The organism is uncultured Mailhella sp. (assembly GCF_947631555.1).
GTDB lineage: Bacteria > Desulfobacterota > Desulfovibrionia > Desulfovibrionales > Desulfovibrionaceae > Mailhella.
On sequence record NZ_CANRLT010000058.1, the window covers coordinates 1 to 15,968 of the forward strand.

General features: G+C 60.7%; 16 protein-coding genes. 7 read left to right on the forward strand and 9 right to left on the reverse strand.

The annotated features are described in order from the left end of the window. Nucleotides 1–540: 540 nt before the first annotated feature. A complete protein-coding gene (gene ilvA / locus Q0Z94_RS08425) occupies nucleotides 541–2,091 on the reverse strand; it encodes a threonine ammonia-lyase, biosynthetic (protein WP_298068705.1) in 1,551 nt (516 codons plus the stop codon). Nucleotides 2,092–2,160: 69 nt separating this feature from the next. Here ilvA and Q0Z94_RS08430 point away from each other — a divergent pair, with 69 nt between their 5' ends. After that, on the forward strand, nucleotides 2,161–2,361 hold the full coding sequence (locus tag Q0Z94_RS08430) for a hypothetical protein (RefSeq protein WP_298068708.1): 201 nt from the start codon (nucleotides 2,161–2,163) through the stop codon (nucleotides 2,359–2,361). Nucleotides 2,362–2,896: 535 nt separating this feature from the next. Here Q0Z94_RS08430 and Q0Z94_RS08435 read toward each other — a convergent pair. Continuing rightward, nucleotides 2,897–4,012: a nitronate monooxygenase gene (locus Q0Z94_RS08435; protein WP_298068710.1), complete on the reverse strand. Its 1,116-nt coding sequence runs from the start codon at nucleotides 4,010–4,012 to the stop codon at nucleotides 2,897–2,899. A 1,312-nt stretch (nucleotides 4,013–5,324) separates the two neighbouring features. Here Q0Z94_RS08435 and Q0Z94_RS08440 point away from each other — a divergent pair. From Q0Z94_RS08440 to Q0Z94_RS08465, 6 genes are all read left to right on the forward strand, one after another. Then, the gene (locus tag Q0Z94_RS08440; protein WP_298068712.1) at nucleotides 5,325–7,076 is read left to right on the forward strand and encodes a UGSC family (seleno)protein; all 1,752 of its coding nucleotides are present in this window, start codon (nucleotides 5,325–5,327) and stop codon (nucleotides 7,074–7,076) included. 78 nt (nucleotides 7,077–7,154) lie between these two features. Further along, nucleotides 7,155–8,120, forward strand: a complete 966-nt coding sequence (locus tag Q0Z94_RS08445; protein WP_298068714.1) for a DUF6282 family protein — start codon at nucleotides 7,155–7,157, stop codon at nucleotides 8,118–8,120. Between the two features lie 59 nt (nucleotides 8,121–8,179). Then, nucleotides 8,180–9,397: a hypothetical protein gene (locus Q0Z94_RS08450; RefSeq protein ID WP_298068716.1), complete on the forward strand. Its 1,218-nt coding sequence runs from the start codon at nucleotides 8,180–8,182 to the stop codon at nucleotides 9,395–9,397. Nucleotides 9,398–9,619: 222 nt separating this feature from the next. Then, nucleotides 9,620–9,910, forward strand: coding sequence for a helix-hairpin-helix domain-containing protein (locus tag Q0Z94_RS08455; protein ID WP_298068718.1), 291 nt, complete (start codon nucleotides 9,620–9,622; stop codon nucleotides 9,908–9,910). A 157-nt stretch (nucleotides 9,911–10,067) separates the two neighbouring features. Beyond that, nucleotides 10,068–10,790, forward strand: a complete 723-nt coding sequence (locus Q0Z94_RS08460) for a response regulator transcription factor (protein WP_298068720.1) — start codon at nucleotides 10,068–10,070, stop codon at nucleotides 10,788–10,790. 146 nt (nucleotides 10,791–10,936) lie between these two features. After that, nucleotides 10,937–12,442, forward strand: coding sequence for a HAMP domain-containing sensor histidine kinase (locus Q0Z94_RS08465; protein ID WP_298068721.1), 1,506 nt, complete (start codon nucleotides 10,937–10,939; stop codon nucleotides 12,440–12,442). On the opposite strand, the gene Q0Z94_RS08470 is transcribed toward Q0Z94_RS08465, so the two are convergent. From Q0Z94_RS08470 to Q0Z94_RS08500, 7 genes are all read right to left on the reverse strand, one after another. After that, nucleotides 12,439–12,621 carry a hypothetical protein gene (locus Q0Z94_RS08470; protein ID WP_298068723.1) on the reverse strand — a complete coding sequence of 61 codons (183 nt, stop codon included), beginning with the start codon at nucleotides 12,619–12,621 and terminating at the stop codon, nucleotides 12,439–12,441. The two genes, Q0Z94_RS08465 and Q0Z94_RS08470, sit on opposite strands and share 4 nt — an antisense overlap. Nucleotides 12,622–12,830: 209 nt before the next feature. After that, on the reverse strand, nucleotides 12,831–13,067 hold the full coding sequence (locus Q0Z94_RS08475; RefSeq protein WP_298068725.1) for a hypothetical protein: 237 nt from the start codon (nucleotides 13,065–13,067) through the stop codon (nucleotides 12,831–12,833). Nucleotides 13,068–13,303: 236 nt separating this feature from the next. After that, complete coding sequence (locus tag Q0Z94_RS08480; protein ID WP_298068727.1) at nucleotides 13,304–13,525, reverse strand: hypothetical protein; 222 nt, start codon at nucleotides 13,523–13,525, stop codon at nucleotides 13,304–13,306. A 326-nt stretch (nucleotides 13,526–13,851) separates the two neighbouring features. Next, nucleotides 13,852–14,106, reverse strand: coding sequence for a hypothetical protein (locus Q0Z94_RS08485; RefSeq protein WP_298068729.1), 255 nt, complete (start codon nucleotides 14,104–14,106; stop codon nucleotides 13,852–13,854). Between the two features lie 188 nt (nucleotides 14,107–14,294). After that, entirely contained in the window at nucleotides 14,295–14,465 is a 171-nt protein-coding gene (locus Q0Z94_RS08490) for a hypothetical protein (RefSeq protein ID WP_298068731.1), read from the reverse strand. Between the two features lie 578 nt (nucleotides 14,466–15,043). Next, nucleotides 15,044–15,241, reverse strand: coding sequence for a hypothetical protein (locus Q0Z94_RS08495; RefSeq protein ID WP_298068733.1), 198 nt, complete (start codon nucleotides 15,239–15,241; stop codon nucleotides 15,044–15,046). A 286-nt stretch (nucleotides 15,242–15,527) separates the two neighbouring features. Beyond that, the gene (locus tag Q0Z94_RS08500) at nucleotides 15,528–15,791 is read right to left on the reverse strand and encodes a hypothetical protein (protein ID WP_298068735.1); all 264 of its coding nucleotides are present in this window, start codon (nucleotides 15,789–15,791) and stop codon (nucleotides 15,528–15,530) included. Nucleotides 15,792–15,968: the final 177 nt, after the last annotated feature.

The following is a 15,968-nucleotide window of genomic DNA, read 5'->3' on the forward strand; positions in this document are numbered from 1 at the left end:
AACTGGAAGTTCGGCTGCCTTTAAGCGTTTTTCCGGCAGGAAAAACAAGATGCCTTTTTCCCCGCTCCGGCGGCGTGACCATGTTCGCAGGCAGAGCCTGACGAACACGCCGCCTCCGCTATCTGCTCGCTACAGCTCGCTGCACCGCAGGTTGCGGAAGAGGAGCGCCACCTTGACCGCCGGAGGCGCGGCGCGTGCGCCGCTGATAGCTCGCGGGCCGCGTGCAATCGGGCTTTGCCCGTTGCACATCCTTGCGGCCAGCGAGCGGGTAAGGACACGCGGAGCGCGGCCGAGGACAGCGAAGCTGCACGAGGCGTGCCCGCGTCAGACGCGGCCGAAGGGTGCCTTTGCCGAACTGGAAGTTCGGCTGCCTTTAAGCGTTTTTCCGGCAGGAAAAACAAGATGCCTTTTTCCCCGCTCCGGCGGCGTGACCATGTTCGCAGGCAAAGCCTGACGAACACGCCGCCTCCGCTATCAGCTCGCTGACGCGGCGCCGTCCGGCAGCTAAGGAGTTTCTTTCCCTGCCTTTCCCCCGGCGGTTTACGGCCGGGGGGCGAGAGGGGAGAGGAATTTCAGGCTGGCCGCGTTTTCCGTTTCGTCCCACCAGGCGAAGCCGATCTTGTCCAGATGCGCGGCGAGGCCGGCGTAGCGTTCGGGCGCAACGTCGAAGCCGCAGGCCACGCGGCCGTATTCCGCGCCGTGGTTGCGGTAGTGGAACATGGTGATATTATAGGAAGAACCCAGCGTTTCCAGGAACTGCAGCAGCGCTCCCGTGCGTTCCGGGAACTGGAAGCTGAGGATGCGTTCGTTTTTCAGCACGGCCGGGGCCTTGCCGCCGATCATGTAGCGGACATGGTTCTTGGCGAAGGTGTTGCGCGTCATGTCGGTGACGTGGTAGCCGTCGGCGCGCAGTCCGGCAATGATCTGCTCAAGTTCCCCAAGTCCGCCGGTGAGCCGCAGCGAGGTGAAGATTTCCGCCTCGTTCGGGTCGCAGAAGCGGTAGTTGAATTCCGTGACCATGCGCTGCCCCAGCTTCTTGCAGAGGTCGAGGAAGGCGCCCTTCTTTTCGGGGATGGTTACGGAGATGATGCCTTCCCGGCGCTCGCCCACCTCGCAGCGCTCGGACACGAAGCGCAGGGTGTGGAAGTTCATGTTCGCGCCGGACAGGATGGCGGCCATGTTTTCCCCGCGCAGGCCGTGGCCGGCGGCGTACTTCTTCAGCCCGGCCAGGGAGAGCGCGCCCGAAGGCTCGGCAATGGCGCGGGTGTCATCGAAGATGTCCTTGAGCGCCGCGCAGATTTCGTCGTTGCTGCAGGTGATGACTTCATCCACGCATTTTCTGAGCACGCGGAAGGTTTCATCGCCGATGCGCTTCACGGCCACGCCGTCCGCAAACAGGGACACGCGATCCAGCGAGACCGGCTCGCCCTTTTCCCAGGCGGCCTTGAGGCAGGCCGAGCCTTCGGCTTCCACGGCGATGACCTTGACCTCCGGCAGGATCTGCTTGATGTACACGGCCACGCCCGCGGCCAGTCCGCCGCCGCCCACCTGCACGAAGACGTGGGAGAGCCGGCTGTTCTGCTCCAGCAGTTCCCGCGCCGCCGTTCCCTGGCCGGCGATGACGTCGGGGTCGTCGTAGGGAGGGATGAGCGTCAGCCCTTCTTCCCGGGCGAGACGCATGGATTCGGCGTAGGCCTCATCAAAGCTGTTGCCGAAGAGCACGACGTTGCCGCCGAAGCGCCGCACGGCATCGACCTTGATGTCCGGCGTGGTTCTGGGCATGACGATGGTGGCCTTCACGCCGAGACGGGAGCCGGAAAGGGCGCAGCCCTGGGCGTGGTTCCCCGCCGAGGCCGCGACAATGCCGCGTTCGCGGGCGTCCGCGGGGAGCCGGGCGATCTTGTTGTAGGCGCCGCGCAGCTTGAAGGAGTGGACGGGCTGAAGATCTTCGCGCTTGAGGAAGACCTGGTTGCCGATGCGTTCCGAGAGTTTTTCCAGGTAGTCGAGGGGCGTGACGCGGGCCACGTCGTAGACCGGCGAAAGCAGGATCTTGCGCAGGTACTCGGCCCCGGTGGTAACGTGCTGGTTCATCAAAGGTTCCTTAACAGAGCCAGCCGGAAGCGTGAGCCGGCTGTGGATTGAAACAGGTGCTGACTTTGGGTGAAGCCGCACGGGGCGCAGAAAGGGCGCAGAAACCGTGCGGCGAAGTTCCGCCGCGGTGCGAAGGCCGCGGATTGGCGCAGGATACGCGAGAACGCCGCGCTCGTCCAGAGGGAGTTTTCCTTCCCCGGCCTTCCCAGCGACTTTCCCCGCGACCTTACCCGCTCCGGCGGCGTGACCATGTTCGCAGGCGGAGCCTGACGAACACGCCGCCTGCGCTATCTGCGGCGCACGCGCCGCGCCGTCCGGCAGCTAAGGAAGGCGTTTGCTTACTTGCCTTTCCCTTCCTTGACCGCCGGAGGCACGCGCGGTAGCGCGTTTGGAGCGACGACCCCGCGCCGGCTGGAAAGCCGGCATGGAGGCGGGCGAGGAGCGGAAGAAAGGTCACGCGGAGCGCGGCCGAGGGCAGCGAAGCTGCACGAGGCGCGGTCCCGTCAGACGCGGCCGAAGGGGGCCTTTCGCCGAACTGGAAGTTCGGCGCTCTTCGCGCTTTTTCGGCAGAAAAAGCAAGATGCCTTTCTGCCTTTCCCTTCCTTGACCGCCGGAGGCTCCCGGCCAGTAATTACCAGTAATTAACGGATAAGAAAAAGTGACAAAAACATAGACGCGCTCGCGCGACTTACCCCGCTCCGGCGGCGTGACCATGTTCGCAGGCAGAGCCTGACGAACACGCTGCCTCCGCTATCAGCTCGCTGCGCTCGCGCTTTTGGCGGTTAAAGGATGAGGGGGGCGGAAATTATTTTTCTCCGCGGAACTGTTCCATGAAACTCAGGTATTCGCGGCGGAGAGAGTCGATGAGGTCATGGACGGGAACGATGGCCTTGACACGGCCCACATTGGCCCCGCAGAAGACGAAGCCCTTGTCGAGGTTGCCGCGCACGGCGTTGATGAGGGCGGAGGAGATACAGTAGGGGGTGGTTTCGGGGTTGCAGGTTTTGATGCAGTGGAAAATGCAGCGGAAGGGCTTTTTTTTGCCCTGGCGGGCGTCTTCGATGAAATGGTTGTCAAGGGCGCGGCCTGGCATACCCACGGGGCTGTGGATGATGGTGACGTCTTCATCGCGGGCGTCGACGTAGGCCTGTTTGAAACGGATATCGGCATCGCATTCATCGGTGGCCACGAAGCGGGTGGCCATCTGGACGCCGGAAGCGCCCATACGGAGGAGCCGGGCGATGTCGGCGCCGTTCCACACGCCGCCGCCGGCAATGACGGGGATGGCGCGTCCGGCCTTGTCTTCAAGGGCTTTGGCGGTGTCGGTCACGCCGGAGATGAGCTTGTCGAGAGCGTAGGCGCTGTCGAAGAGATGTTCTTCGCTGAAGCCTAAGTGTCCGCCCGCTCTGGGGCCTTCAAGGACAAAGGCGTCCGGCACGAGACCGGTGCGGGAAAGCCATTTCCTGGCGATGATCATGGCGGCGCGTCCGGAAGACACGATGGGCACGAGCTTGGTTTTGTAGTGCGTTTTCGCTCTGTCGCAGACTTCCTGGTAGAGCTTCGGCAGCTCCAGGGGCAGGCCCGCGCCGGAAAAGATGATGTCGGTGCCGGATTCGATGGCTGCCCGGACCATTTCGTTGAACGTGGTCAGGGCCACCATGATGTTGACGCCGAGAATGCCGCGGGTGGCAGCTCGGGCGCGGGAGATCTCACGGCGCAGGGCGCGGACGTTGGCCCCCACGGGGTCTGAAACGACATCCGGCTCGCCCATGCCGATCATGGCCGCGGCGATGACGCCGATGCCGCCCTCGTTGGCGACGGCGGAAGCTAGGTGGGAAAGGGATATGCCAACACCCATGCCGCCCTGGACAATGGGCGTGCGGGCGGTCAGTTCACCAATGGTCAATGCGGGAAAGTTCATGGCCTTACCTCAACGTTTGGAATGCCTCTCACGAGGAGCAATAATGTAGCAAAGCCCTTCAGGGTGATATGCTCCCCATCAGGTGGACAAAGTAAGATGATATCGCTTTCACCCTAGCTCCATTTTTTGCATGGGACAAGCCGTTTTTCCATTTTCCTTATCCGTAAATAGCCTTCGGGAACAGCTAAGGTTTATGTTCTGCCTTGCCCTTCCTTACCCCGCTCCGGCGGCGTGACCATGTTCGCAGGCAAAGCCTGACGAACACGCCGCCTCCGCTATCAGCGGCGCACGCGCCGCGCCGACTTACCCCGCTTCGGCGGCGTGACCATGTTCGCAGGCAAAGCCTGACGAACACGCCGCCTCCGCTATCAGCTCGCTGACGCTCGCGCCGTCCGGCAGCTAAGGAAGGCGTTTGCTTACTTGCCTTTCCCTTCCTTGACCGCCGGAGGCTCCCGGCCAGTAATTACCAGTAATTAACGGATAAGAAAAAGTGACAAAAACATAGACGATCGCGCCAACTTCCCCGCTTCGGCGGCGTATCCATGTTCGCAGGCAAAGCCTGACGAACACGCCGCCTCCGCTTTCTGCTCGCTACTCCGCAGGTTGCGGAAGAGGAGCGCCACCTTGACCGCCGGAGGCACGCGCGGTAGCGCGTTTGGAGCGACGACCCCGCGCCGGCTGGAAAGCCGGCATGGAGGCGGGCGAGGAGCGGAAGAAAGGACACGCGGAGCGCCTCCTTAACCGCCGGAGGCGCGGCGTGTACGCCGCTGATAGCGAGCAGGCCGCGCACAATCGGGCTTCGCCCGTTGTGCCTCCTTGCGGCCAGCGAGCGGGGTGGTCGGCAGCGAAGCTGCACGAGGCGCGATCCCGACTTACCCCGCTTCGGCGGCGTGACCATGTTCGCAGGCAGAGCCTGACGAACACGCCGCCTTCGCTATCAGCTCGCTGACGCTCGCGCCTCCGGCGGTTAGGGATGTGGCTAGCGGGTGTCTTTGCCGAACTGGAAGTTCGGCGCTCTTCGCGTTTTTCCGGCAGGAAAAACAAGATGCCTTTTCTGCCTTTCCCTTCCTTCCTTTTCGCGAAAACGTAAGGGTATCTTTACAAATATTATAGGTTCCTTAACGCTCCTGTTTCCGATTTTGTGTACTCTCACAAAGCAGGCTGAAAAAGTTTCAGCCGCATGGCAGGAAAGGGCACGGCTGGTTCAGGCGCATACGGACGGTCGCTGTTCCCGGGACAGCCGCGCAGCTCCCGCCGTCAACAGGTCTTTCCCCGCGGAAGGGGAAGGCCGCAAAACGCAAAGGAGTTTTTGATGAAGTTTTCATCGCTCATCGCCGCTGGAGCGGCGCTGCTCCTGGGGATACCCCTGGCGCAGGCGGCGGAAAAGCCGCAGGAATGGGAGTTGGTCAATCCCTCCGGCGTGATCAAGCAGTCTGCCATTGAGCCGGCAGCACGCATCACGTCCCTGGAAGGAAAGACCGTGGCCCTGCGCTGGAACGGCAAGAACAATGGCAACGTGGTCCTCGATCACCTTGCGGAGCTTCTGACGCAGAAGTATCCCACGGTCAAGATCGTCAAGACGTATAACGATGCCAGGTTGAACACTATCTCCGGGACGCCCGCCATCTCCGAGAATATCACCAAGGCCGTAGCCGCGGTGAAGCCGGATCTGGTGATTGCGTCCCAGGCCGACTGAGGGAGCTGCACCTCATGGCTGGTGGTCGACCAGTGCAATCTTGAAAAAATAGGTATTCCTACGGTCACGATCGTGACCACGGATTTTGTTACTCTTGCCCGCGGTACCCAGAAGAGCCAGGGGCTTACCGACTTGTGTCTCGTCACGGTTCCGCATCCCATCGGCATGATCTCCCGGGAAGAGGTTCATGCCAAGATAGACAAGGCATTTCCCGACATTGTCAAAGCGGCCACGGAATGGAAGGCTTCCAAGGAGAACGCCGCCAAGCAGAGCGCTCCGTATCCTGCCAGGGTGTTTAAATTCACCGGCACCTATGAGGACGTGAGCAATATGTACGCGAAGCGCAAGTGGTCGCTGGGACTGCCCATCGTCCCGCCAACGCCCGACAAGGTCGCCGCGATGCTCAAGGCCACGAAGCGCGATCCCGCGGAAGTACTGTGGATCGTTCCTCCGCGCAATGGTATGCTCACCGTGGAACTCGTGGCCACGCTGGGCGTCATGGCCGGAGCGCGCCCTGAACACATGCCGCTGCTGCTTGCCACGGCCGAGGCTATGGCCGATCCCGAAACCTCATGGCTGGGAACGTCTACCACGACGGCTCCCACAGTTCCGGTACTGTTCATCTCCGGACCCGTCGTCGAACAGATGAAGCTGAATTGCAGCACCGGCACCAGCGGGCCGCTTAATGAAGCGACCAACGCCCTTGGCTATTTCGTGAATCTGGTGGGTGATGTCGTCGGCGGTTCTGTTGCTCCCAACTTCGACAAGAGTACGCACGGTACGCCGGGTGACTTTGTCGCTCACGTCTATGTGGAGAACGCCAGCGCCAACCCCTGGAAAACCACGCTGGCCAAAGAGGAAGGGTACAAGGAAGGTGAGAGCATCGTCGGCATCTTTGGTGCCTACGCCGGTACCCCCAATATTGACCACAATAACCTCACCGGCAAGGGACTGCTGACGACGCTGGCCTTGGGTACGCTGGCCTCGCCTTCCGGCATCGGCAGCTGCTATGCCGATATCGACAAGCCCTACACGCCGGCGAACAGCGTGAACAAGAACGTTGTGGTGCTGTGTCCCGAACATGCGGCGACGCTGTTCCAGGATTTCAAGACCGTGGAAGCCATGCAGCAGTATGTGGCGGATATAGCGCAGATGCCCTTCAAGTTCTATTCGCCCAACCGCTGCGTCCCTCCCAAGGACATGAATGTCACTCCTGACACGATTCTGCCGCGCTGGGCCAACCCGAAGTCCGTCCGCTTCATCGTTTCCGGCGGTCCCGGCAAACAGTCATGGGTCTGGGGCAACTTCCCCCAGGTTCAGAAACTCGTGACCAAACCCATCAGGGAACTGCCGGGCGCGGCCAGGTAATGTGTTCTGTGAGAGCGGGTTCCCGGAAGGAGAGCCCGCTCTCCCTGGCGTTTTCGACACCTTCCGAAAGGAGCTTGTATGCCATCTTCCCGCCGTGATTTTATGAAAACTGCCGCAGCGGCCTTTGCCGTGACCGCCGCAGGGGTTCTGCCGGACAGGGCTGCGGCCGCAACGCCGCCCGTCGACAAGGATCTGGAAGGCGTCATCGAGATGCATGTTCACGCCGATCCCGACGTGCGCGCCCGCTGCGTGGACCAGCTCACGCTGACGCAGCAGTGCCAGCGCAACGGCTACCGCGCCATTCTGTACAAATGTCATGACTTCTGTACGGCGGACAACGCGTATCTCTTGCGGAGCATGGTGCCCGGCATAGAGGTTTTCGGCGGTATTGTCCTCAACCTCAACTACGGCCCGAAAGTCAACGTGCAGGCCGCCAGGATGGCCACAAAGATCACGGGGCGCTATTGCCGCTGCATCTGGATGCCCACCTATCAGTCCGCGTTCGATATGCGGGGCAAGGGCACTCCGGGCGTTCCCGTCCTCGATGAATCCGGCAAGGTGCTGCCCGAAGTCGTCAAGGTCATGGAACTGTGCCGTGACGAGAACATCATCTTTGCCACCGGACATTCCTCGCCGGAAGAGTGCGTCATTCTTTCCTCCAAGGCCAAAGAGGTAGGTGTGGCAAAGTTTGTGGTGACGCACTCCACCCAGGCCCCATGGCTCCTGTCCATGGATCAGGCCAGGAAGTGCCTGGAAAACGGCGCGTACCTTGAACACTGCGTGCTTCCCTGGTACAAGGGGCAGCATTCTCTGCTTCCCAAGTATTTCAACGCGCGCCAGACGACCATGAAGGAATTCGCCGGGTACATCGCCCTTGATCCGTCACGTCAGTTCCTGGCTACGGACTGCGGCATGGCCAGAATGCCCGGCCCCGTAGACGCCATGCGTGACTTCATTCACGGTCTGAGGGATGCGGGCGTTTCCGAAAAGGATCTCGATACGGTCAGCCGCAGGGTTGCGGCCGGACTGCTGGGCCTGGATTAACGAAAGCCGCAGGCTCCGCTTCACGGCAAGCGGAGCCTGTTCCCGCAGGGAGAAGAGACATGCCGAAGCTGCAGACGCTGCTTGTTCTTCTGCTGGCACTCGTGCTCCTTCCGCGGGCGGGCGCGGCCCTCACGGTCTGCAATCCCGCCGGGCAGACGGAAGACGGCGTGTACATCGATGCCGTGCTGAACCAGACGGCGAAGAGGGACACGGCTTTTCCGCGCACCGAACGTGAAAGCCTTGCGGACGCGGACGATGCGCTCGAAGCCTTCAACGCGCTTTTTCTGGCGCGGGGCTGGGGCGACGGACTGCCGCTCATCCCGCCCACGCCGGAAAGGGTGGAAAGGATGGCGGCGGGCTACGACCTGCCCGGCGATTTTCCCATAGCCACTCTTGCCCCCATGGAGGGAGTGGCCACGGTGGAAAAGATCGCCGTCAACGCGGTCATGGCCGGATGCGAACCCAGGCACATGCCGCTGCTCGTTGCGGCAGTGGAAGCGGTCAGCCAGCCGGAATTCGATCTGCGCGGCATGTCCACCACCACCAATCCCGATGCCGTGCTCCTCATCGTGAGCGGGCCTGTGGTCAAGGCCCTGGGGCTTAACGCCGCAGGCGGCAGTTTTGGCCGGGGAAACCGGGCCAACGCCAGTATCAGCCGCGCACTGCACCTCATCATCCAGAATGTAGGCGGGAGCAGGCCCGGGATAACGGACATGTCCACTCTGGGGCAGCCCGGAGAGTTCGTCATGTTTCTGGCGGAGAACAGCGAGGCCAGCCCGTGGCCGTCCTGGCAGACGGAATTCGGCTTCCTGCCCGAGCGCAGCGTTGTCACCGCCGCGGCGGTGGAAGGGTATTCCGGCATCATGGGCATAGGCTACAGCCGCCAGGAATTTCTCGATCTTGTGGCCCAATGGCTCCGCGGGCACGACCGCCCGTATCGCAGCGCCATCATCCTGATCATCGCGCAGGATACGGCGAAGATGCTGGCGCGGGAAGGCTGGACGCGTGCGAGCATACGGGATTATCTGCGCAGCCGCGCCCGCGTGCCGTTCCGCGACTGGATTCGCCAGTATCATGGGGCGAAGGAAGCCAGAAGGGGAGTACCCGAGGACGTGCTGTTGACAAAGGACGAGGACGCCCTGATCCCCAAGCCGTTTCTGGATTCTCTGCCCATCCTCGTGGCCGGGGGCACGGGCGAGAAGAGTATGCTCCTGCCCTGCTGGGCGGCAGGGCGCATGGTGAGCGTGGAAATCCGCCTGCCTTACGGATGGAAGTGAGAGCCGCGCCGGACGGCTCCTGACAGAAGAGCGGCGGCTTCCGGCGGAAAATCTGCTGTACTGCGGGGAAAGGGCGGCAGCGCCTCCTCCTTCTCCTCCCCGCAGGTTCCCTGCCGCAGGCAGCGGCCAGGGACAGCTCCGGAGGGGAGGGGGATGCCCCGGCTGCCGCGTTAACCGAGCTTCTTCCCTGCGGGGGAGGGGCAAAAAACAAGGGAGTTCTTGATGAAACTGCGTTTTCTGATACTGGCCCTGGCCCTGATGCTGGCCGCGGCGCCCATGAGCTACGCCAATTCCGACAACCCGTTCGAACTCAACAACGCCACCACGGAAGAGCTGATGAACCGCTGCTTCTTCTCTCAGGAAGACGCCGAGCGCATTCTCGAACTGCGCGATTCCATGGGCGGCTTCCAGAGCTGGGACGACTTGAAGGAACTTAATCTGACGCCCGCGCAGCTCAGCATTCTGGCTTCGGAAGCGACGATCTCCGGCATTTCCACCGACTGCAACTGCTGATCCTTCCGCCCGCAAAAAGGCGCGCTTTCCTGGAGGCGGCTGTTTCGGACTGGGGAATGCAGCCGGGGCAGCCGTGTCCTTTTTACATTTATTTCTTCATGTTGTATGCTGGAGAGGGGCGGTTCACGGAGAGGAAAGAAGCGGCAAGGAAGAAACCATGAAAACGTCCGAAGAAAAGAACCGACTGCTTCTCATAGACGATGACACCGAGTTCTGCCAGCTTGTCCGGGACTACATGGAGCTTCAGGCCATCGCGCTGGACTGGCGCACCACGGGCGCGGAGGGGCTTGCCGCCGCAGAAACGGGGCGCTACGATCTCATCCTTCTCGACATGATGCTTCCCGACCTGCACGGCGTGGAGGTTCTGCGTCAGCTTCGCATGAAGACGGGCGTTCCGGTCATCATCTTTTCCGCGTACAACGATGAGACGGATCGCATCGTCACCCTGGAGCTGGGCGCCGACGATTATGTGCCGAAGTCGTTTTCGTCGCGGGAACTTCTCGCCCGCATCCGCGCCGTGCTCCGCCGCACCCTTGGAACGGCGGAAGGGCGGAACGGCATTCTTTCCGTCCGCGGGCTTGAACTCGATCCCTTCAAGCTCAAAGCGGCTTTCAACGGCAGGACTGTGGAACTCACCCATGTGGAATTTCAGCTCCTCTACGCCATGATGAAGGAACCCGGGCGGGTGTTCTCCCGCGAATCGCTGCTCAATCTCTTCGCCACGGACAAGGAGTGGAGCAAGTTCGACCGCAGTGTGGACGTGCACATCTCCAGCCTGCGCAAAAAACTTTTCGACGCCACAGGCAGCAGCGAGCTTATCCGCACGGTGCGCAGCATCGGCTACATGTTTGTCCGACAGGAAAAAGCAGCAATACTGTAGCAAAACTCTTCAGGGCTTTGCGTCCTGCGCCTGGGAGGGTTTTGCCTCCCCTCCCAGGCTGCCGCTCCAAAGATACCCCGCCCTTCAGGGCGGGGTGGGGTTCTACCGGCCTGAAGGCCGGGGTCTCAGACCATAAAGGAAGTAAGATGAAGTTCAGCGTGCTCAACCTTTATGTGAAGATCGGCTGCTGGATGCTGCTCAATCTGGCGCTGCTGGGCGTGCTCTGCGCCGTCCTTGCCGCGTACGCGCTGTTCGGCGGCAAGTATGACGGCGTGGTTTCAGCCTCGCTGTTCAGCGCCCGTTCCGACAGCACGCTGAGAGTGATCAGCGCCAATCTCCAGTATTGCCCGGTTCTGGAGTGGAAGGGGCTGCTGGAGGAACACATCAAGCGCCTGCCCGTGCGTTTTCATATCCAGACCCTCGACACGGAGTCCATCCGTTCGCCGGAAATACCGGATTCCCTGGTGGCGCGGGCCGCGAGGCTGCCGCGTGCCCCCTATTCCTTCTGCCCGGGGCCGGAGGTGATGTTCTGGGATCCCCTGGGCGGCACGCTCTTTGCCAATCCCGCGGAAAATGTGGAATACGGACTGCCTCCCGTGCCTCCGGCGATCTTCATGCACACGTCTTCGCCTTCCACTTACTGGCTGGGGCGCATCATGTATGTGCCCGACCACAACCGCCAGGTGCACACGCTCCTTGTGGCCATGGCTTCCGACAGAATAGACGGCCACGGCTTTTTTTTCGATGTCAACGTGATCCTGCTTGTGGTGTTCGGGGCGCTGGGCGTGTCCTTCCTCTGGTGGCTGCCCTTTGTCCGGCATCTTTCGCAGCCGCTCCGGCGCATGGCCCGCTGCGCCGAGACCCTGGAAGCGAGCAATTTCGCCTCCGTGGACGAGACGCTGCTGGAGGACAGGGATTTTTCGGGAAGGAGAAAGGACGAGATCGGCAGGCTCGGCCACGCGCTGCTCTCCATGATGCAGCGCTGTTCGCGCATGGTGACGGGGCAAAGCCAGTTCATCCGCCATGTGGCCCATGAGCTGAACACGCCGCTGGCCAAGGCGCAGATGGGGCTGGGTGTGCTGGAATGCCGTCTGGAAGGCGAGGATCGGGCCCGAGTGACGCAGGTACTCACGCATATCAAGCGGCTTTCCGTGCTGACGGAAGAAGTGCTGACCTATCTTCAGGCCAAGGCCAGCATGGGCAGCCCGCAGAAGGAGGACATCGATCTTTGCCCCTTCCTTTCCACGCTGGTGCAGAGCGAGGCCCCAGGCGCCGATGTCCACGTGGAAGTGGAACACGGCCTGCACCTGTGGTGCGGCCGGCTGTTCCTTCAGCGGATCGTCATCAATCTTTTGCGCAACGCCCAGGCCTACGCCGGGGACGGGCCTGTCATCGTCAGGGCACTTTCACTGCCGGAGCGCGGCGAGACAGGCATCTTTGTGGAAGACTGCGGGCCGGGCGTTCCCGAAGAAGAACTGCCGCTTTTGCTGGAGCCGTTCTTCCGCGGGCGGAACGCGGCCAGCTTCTCCGGCGGCACCGGGCTGGGGCTGGCCATCGTCCGCTACTGCACGGAAGCCTGCGGCGGGCGGATAGAGTACGGCAACAGAGCGGAGAAGGGCTTTGCCGTGCGCCTGTACTTTCCCGCCGTTTAACCTCGGGCTTCTCCGCCCCCGTCTTCCTCTTCCTCCTCTTCGTCGTCGTCCTCTTCCTCATATTCGTTTTCGGAGTTCTTTTCTTCTGGGAACGGGTCGAAGGTGGGCCAGTCGTCGCCAAAATAGCCTGCGTAGGCCATGAGAGACCCGCAGTCGTCAAAGTTGATGTGCCATCCCATGTTCTTTCCTCCTTGAAAAAGGGGAGCCGGCATAAGGCGGCGGTGCAATCGCCCTGTGCCGGCTTCCCGGTATCCATCTCCCTCTGAAAGTGAGAGTATTTCCCGAACCGTTCGGGAAATCAGGTCATAAAAAAGGCCGCTGGGAACACCAACGGCCTGTGAAAAGAAATGGCCCCGTGCGGGGCCTGTGCGGTCAGTTTTTCCTGGTGTCAGGAATAAGAAAATATACTGCCAGAATTGCCGCGCCAAGTCCAAGGATATACATCCAAACGCTTGTCATTGTGCTTTCTCCTTGAGGAAGATAGCACCTGCTCCAAAGCAGGCACACACGACACAGCCAAATACGGATTCTGTCCGTATTCACCCATGATCACAGCCGATGCCATGAGAGCCGCTGATGCAGCCTGACATAACCCGGCCAGATATTTTAAAAGTTCCTTCTTCATCCCTTCTCCTTCAGAACCACGATAATCATGCTTCCTGAACTTGTCGAACTCTTTTGCTGGTTGCCACCCCGTGGGGTCAGTCTCTCCAGAACCTGCCGCCGGACCCGCGCCCACGGGCTTGCGGACCACCAGGAAATGCGGCCAGAAAAAAGACCGCTGGGAACACCAACGGCCTGTGAAGTATGAAGGGAATGGCCCCGTGCGGGGCCTGTGCGGTCAGTTTTTCCTGCGTAACCTTACTTGACGAGCGTAATCAACGCAGCAAGCAACGCAACAGCAGCGGCTAACATACTGCCAAAACGGATTGTCAGCCTGAGTTCCAGCTCCCGCAGGTCGCGCTTCGTGGCCATCTTTTCATCGACAATTTCTGTCATGATATTGGCCTGCGCCTCAGCCTGATTGCGGGTAAAACCCGCCTCTTCCAATCTCTTTGCATAGTTTAAAGAGTTGAAAACCATTTCAGCCGTACGTGACCTCCCTGTTGTTTGCGGTTACATGATAATCATGTTTCCTGAACTTGTCGAACTCTTTTGCTGGTTGCCACCCCGTGGGGTCAGTCTCCCCAGAACCTGCCGCCGGACCCGCGCCCACGGGCATTTTCCGAACCACCCGGGAAATGCGGCCAGAAAAAAAGACCGCTGGGAACACCAACGGCCTGTGAAGTATGAAAGGAATGGCCCCGTGCGGGGCCTGTGTGGTCAGTTCTGTTTACGGGTCAGGTAGATGCCATAAAAGTACAACCCAGCCATAAAAGCCCCAGCCAGAAGCCAAAGCGCAGTGCCGCTCATTGCATCCTCCTTGTCACATGCAGGCAGGCAATCAATCCGGCAACACCAGGAATGACTGCCAGAGCTTGCTGCTGGTAGAGCCCTACCAGAAGAGAGCCTACAGCAAATTTTTCCAGAATGTCAGCAATTCGCGTGATCTTACTCGCCTCGTCTTCAAGATAACCATGTTTCCTGAACTTGTCGAACTCTTTTGCTGGTTGCCACCCCGTGGGGGCAGTCTCCTCAGAACCTGCCGCCGGACCCACGCCCACGGGCGTTTTCCGAACAGTTCGGGAAATGCGGCCAGAAAAAAGACCGCCCGGCGGACGACCCCGGTAAAGGAAAAGGCGGCTCGCGGCCGCCCTGATGATAGAATTAAGACTGTCTGCTCTGTTTCTTCACCGCCCAAAGAGCGATAAGAAAGGCCAGTAGGCCAATGCCTGCAACGCCAAGCCATACGCTATTCATCCCAGCCTCCTTCTATGATTGAAAGGCATACACCCAAAAGCAACGTAAATGCCCCAACAATGATACCATACCAGACTCCTTCAAACACACTGACCGCAATGCGTGCAACGGTCAGATTGAATAAGAAATCCGCCAAACGGCGAAGCAGGGGCTTCAAATTCATAGTTCCGTCCTTCCCTGCTTTCAACGTATCCATCGCCCGGGCTTTTGGCAAGGCCAGACGGTAAAGTTCACAGGCGGAGCCGGGGACAAGCGTCCCCGGCCCGAGGTCGTTTCAGGGAGGACGGCGCCGGGAGCTTGCGGACTGCGCCTGGCCGAGCCTGACTGATCTTGGCGGGCTGTGAGCCTTGCGGGCTGAGCCTGGCCCCGTTTGCCCGTGGGCGCTCTCGCCGCCACCGCCCGCCGCCTTCCGTCCTGCCGCATTGCGTGCTTTCCCGTTCAGTTACCATAAAAAAGGCCGCCCAAACGGACGGCCACGGTAAAAGAAAAAGGCGGCCCGCGGCCGCCAGGGAGATAGAGGAATCGGGCTAGTTAACCCAGCCCCGCTTGATACCAACGAAAACGAAAATGACGATGGCAACAAGTGCCAAGCCTACGCTCATCGTTCCGATGTTCATCCTGCGACTCCTTTTGCCAGTGCCGTGGCCCTGTGGTCAGTTCTGTTTGCGAGGGTTGCTTTCGTACACCGCAACCGCGCCGATGATAGCCAGAACAGCGGTAATGGTAAGCCATATCGCCATATCAAACCTCCTGCGTCAGAAGAAAGAAAAGCGCAAGTCCCACAAAAGCGGGAAGGATTCCCCACCATGTTCCATCGAAGGCGGCAACGGCGAAACTGGCGACAGAAATATTCAAGGCGTAATCAGCCAGTTTGTCCTTGCGCTTGTCCGTCAAAATTCGTTTCTTCATCCGTCCTGCCCCTGCCTTCAACGTATCCATTGCCCGGGATTTTGGCAAGGCCAAACGCCAGGCTTCACAGGCGGAGCAGGGGACAAGCGCCCCGGCCCGATGCCGTTTCAGGGCGGACGGCGCCGGAACCTTGCGGGCTGTGCTCTTTGCGGGCCGAGCCTGACGCCGTCCTCCCGCGGGCGCTCTCGCCGCCACCGCCCGCCGCCTTCCGTCCTGCCGCATTGCGTGCTTTTCTGCCCGCTTTCCGTAAAAAAGGCCGCCCGGCGGACGGCCACGGTAAAAGAAAAAGGCGGCTCTTTCGAGTCGCCCGTTCTGTTCATTTGAGCATGGTTATCACAGCAACAATCAATGCCGTTTGCGTCACCAGCATACCCATAACCCACTTGAGGATTTCGTGCTTGTTGGCCTCCATCCTGTTCTCAAGTCTGAGTATGTCCGCTTGTGTAGCCAGCTCTCTGGCAGCCACCATTTCTTCCAGCGCGGCTTTTTGTGCTTTTGCCATGGCTTCAGCCTGCTGGGGAGCCATTCCTGCTTCCTGCAAGATTTTGCTGTAAGCAAGAGTATCAAAAGTAATGGTCATAGTGACCTCCTTATAGTCACGTCTCCAAGATATACACGATTTGAGATTAAGTCACGCCAAACTTCACACGTGGAGCCGGGACAAGCGCCCCGGCCTGAGGTCGTTTCAGGGCGGAGGACGCCGGGATTTTGCGGGCTGTGATCCTTGCGGGATGAGCCTGGCGGGATGAGCCTGGCG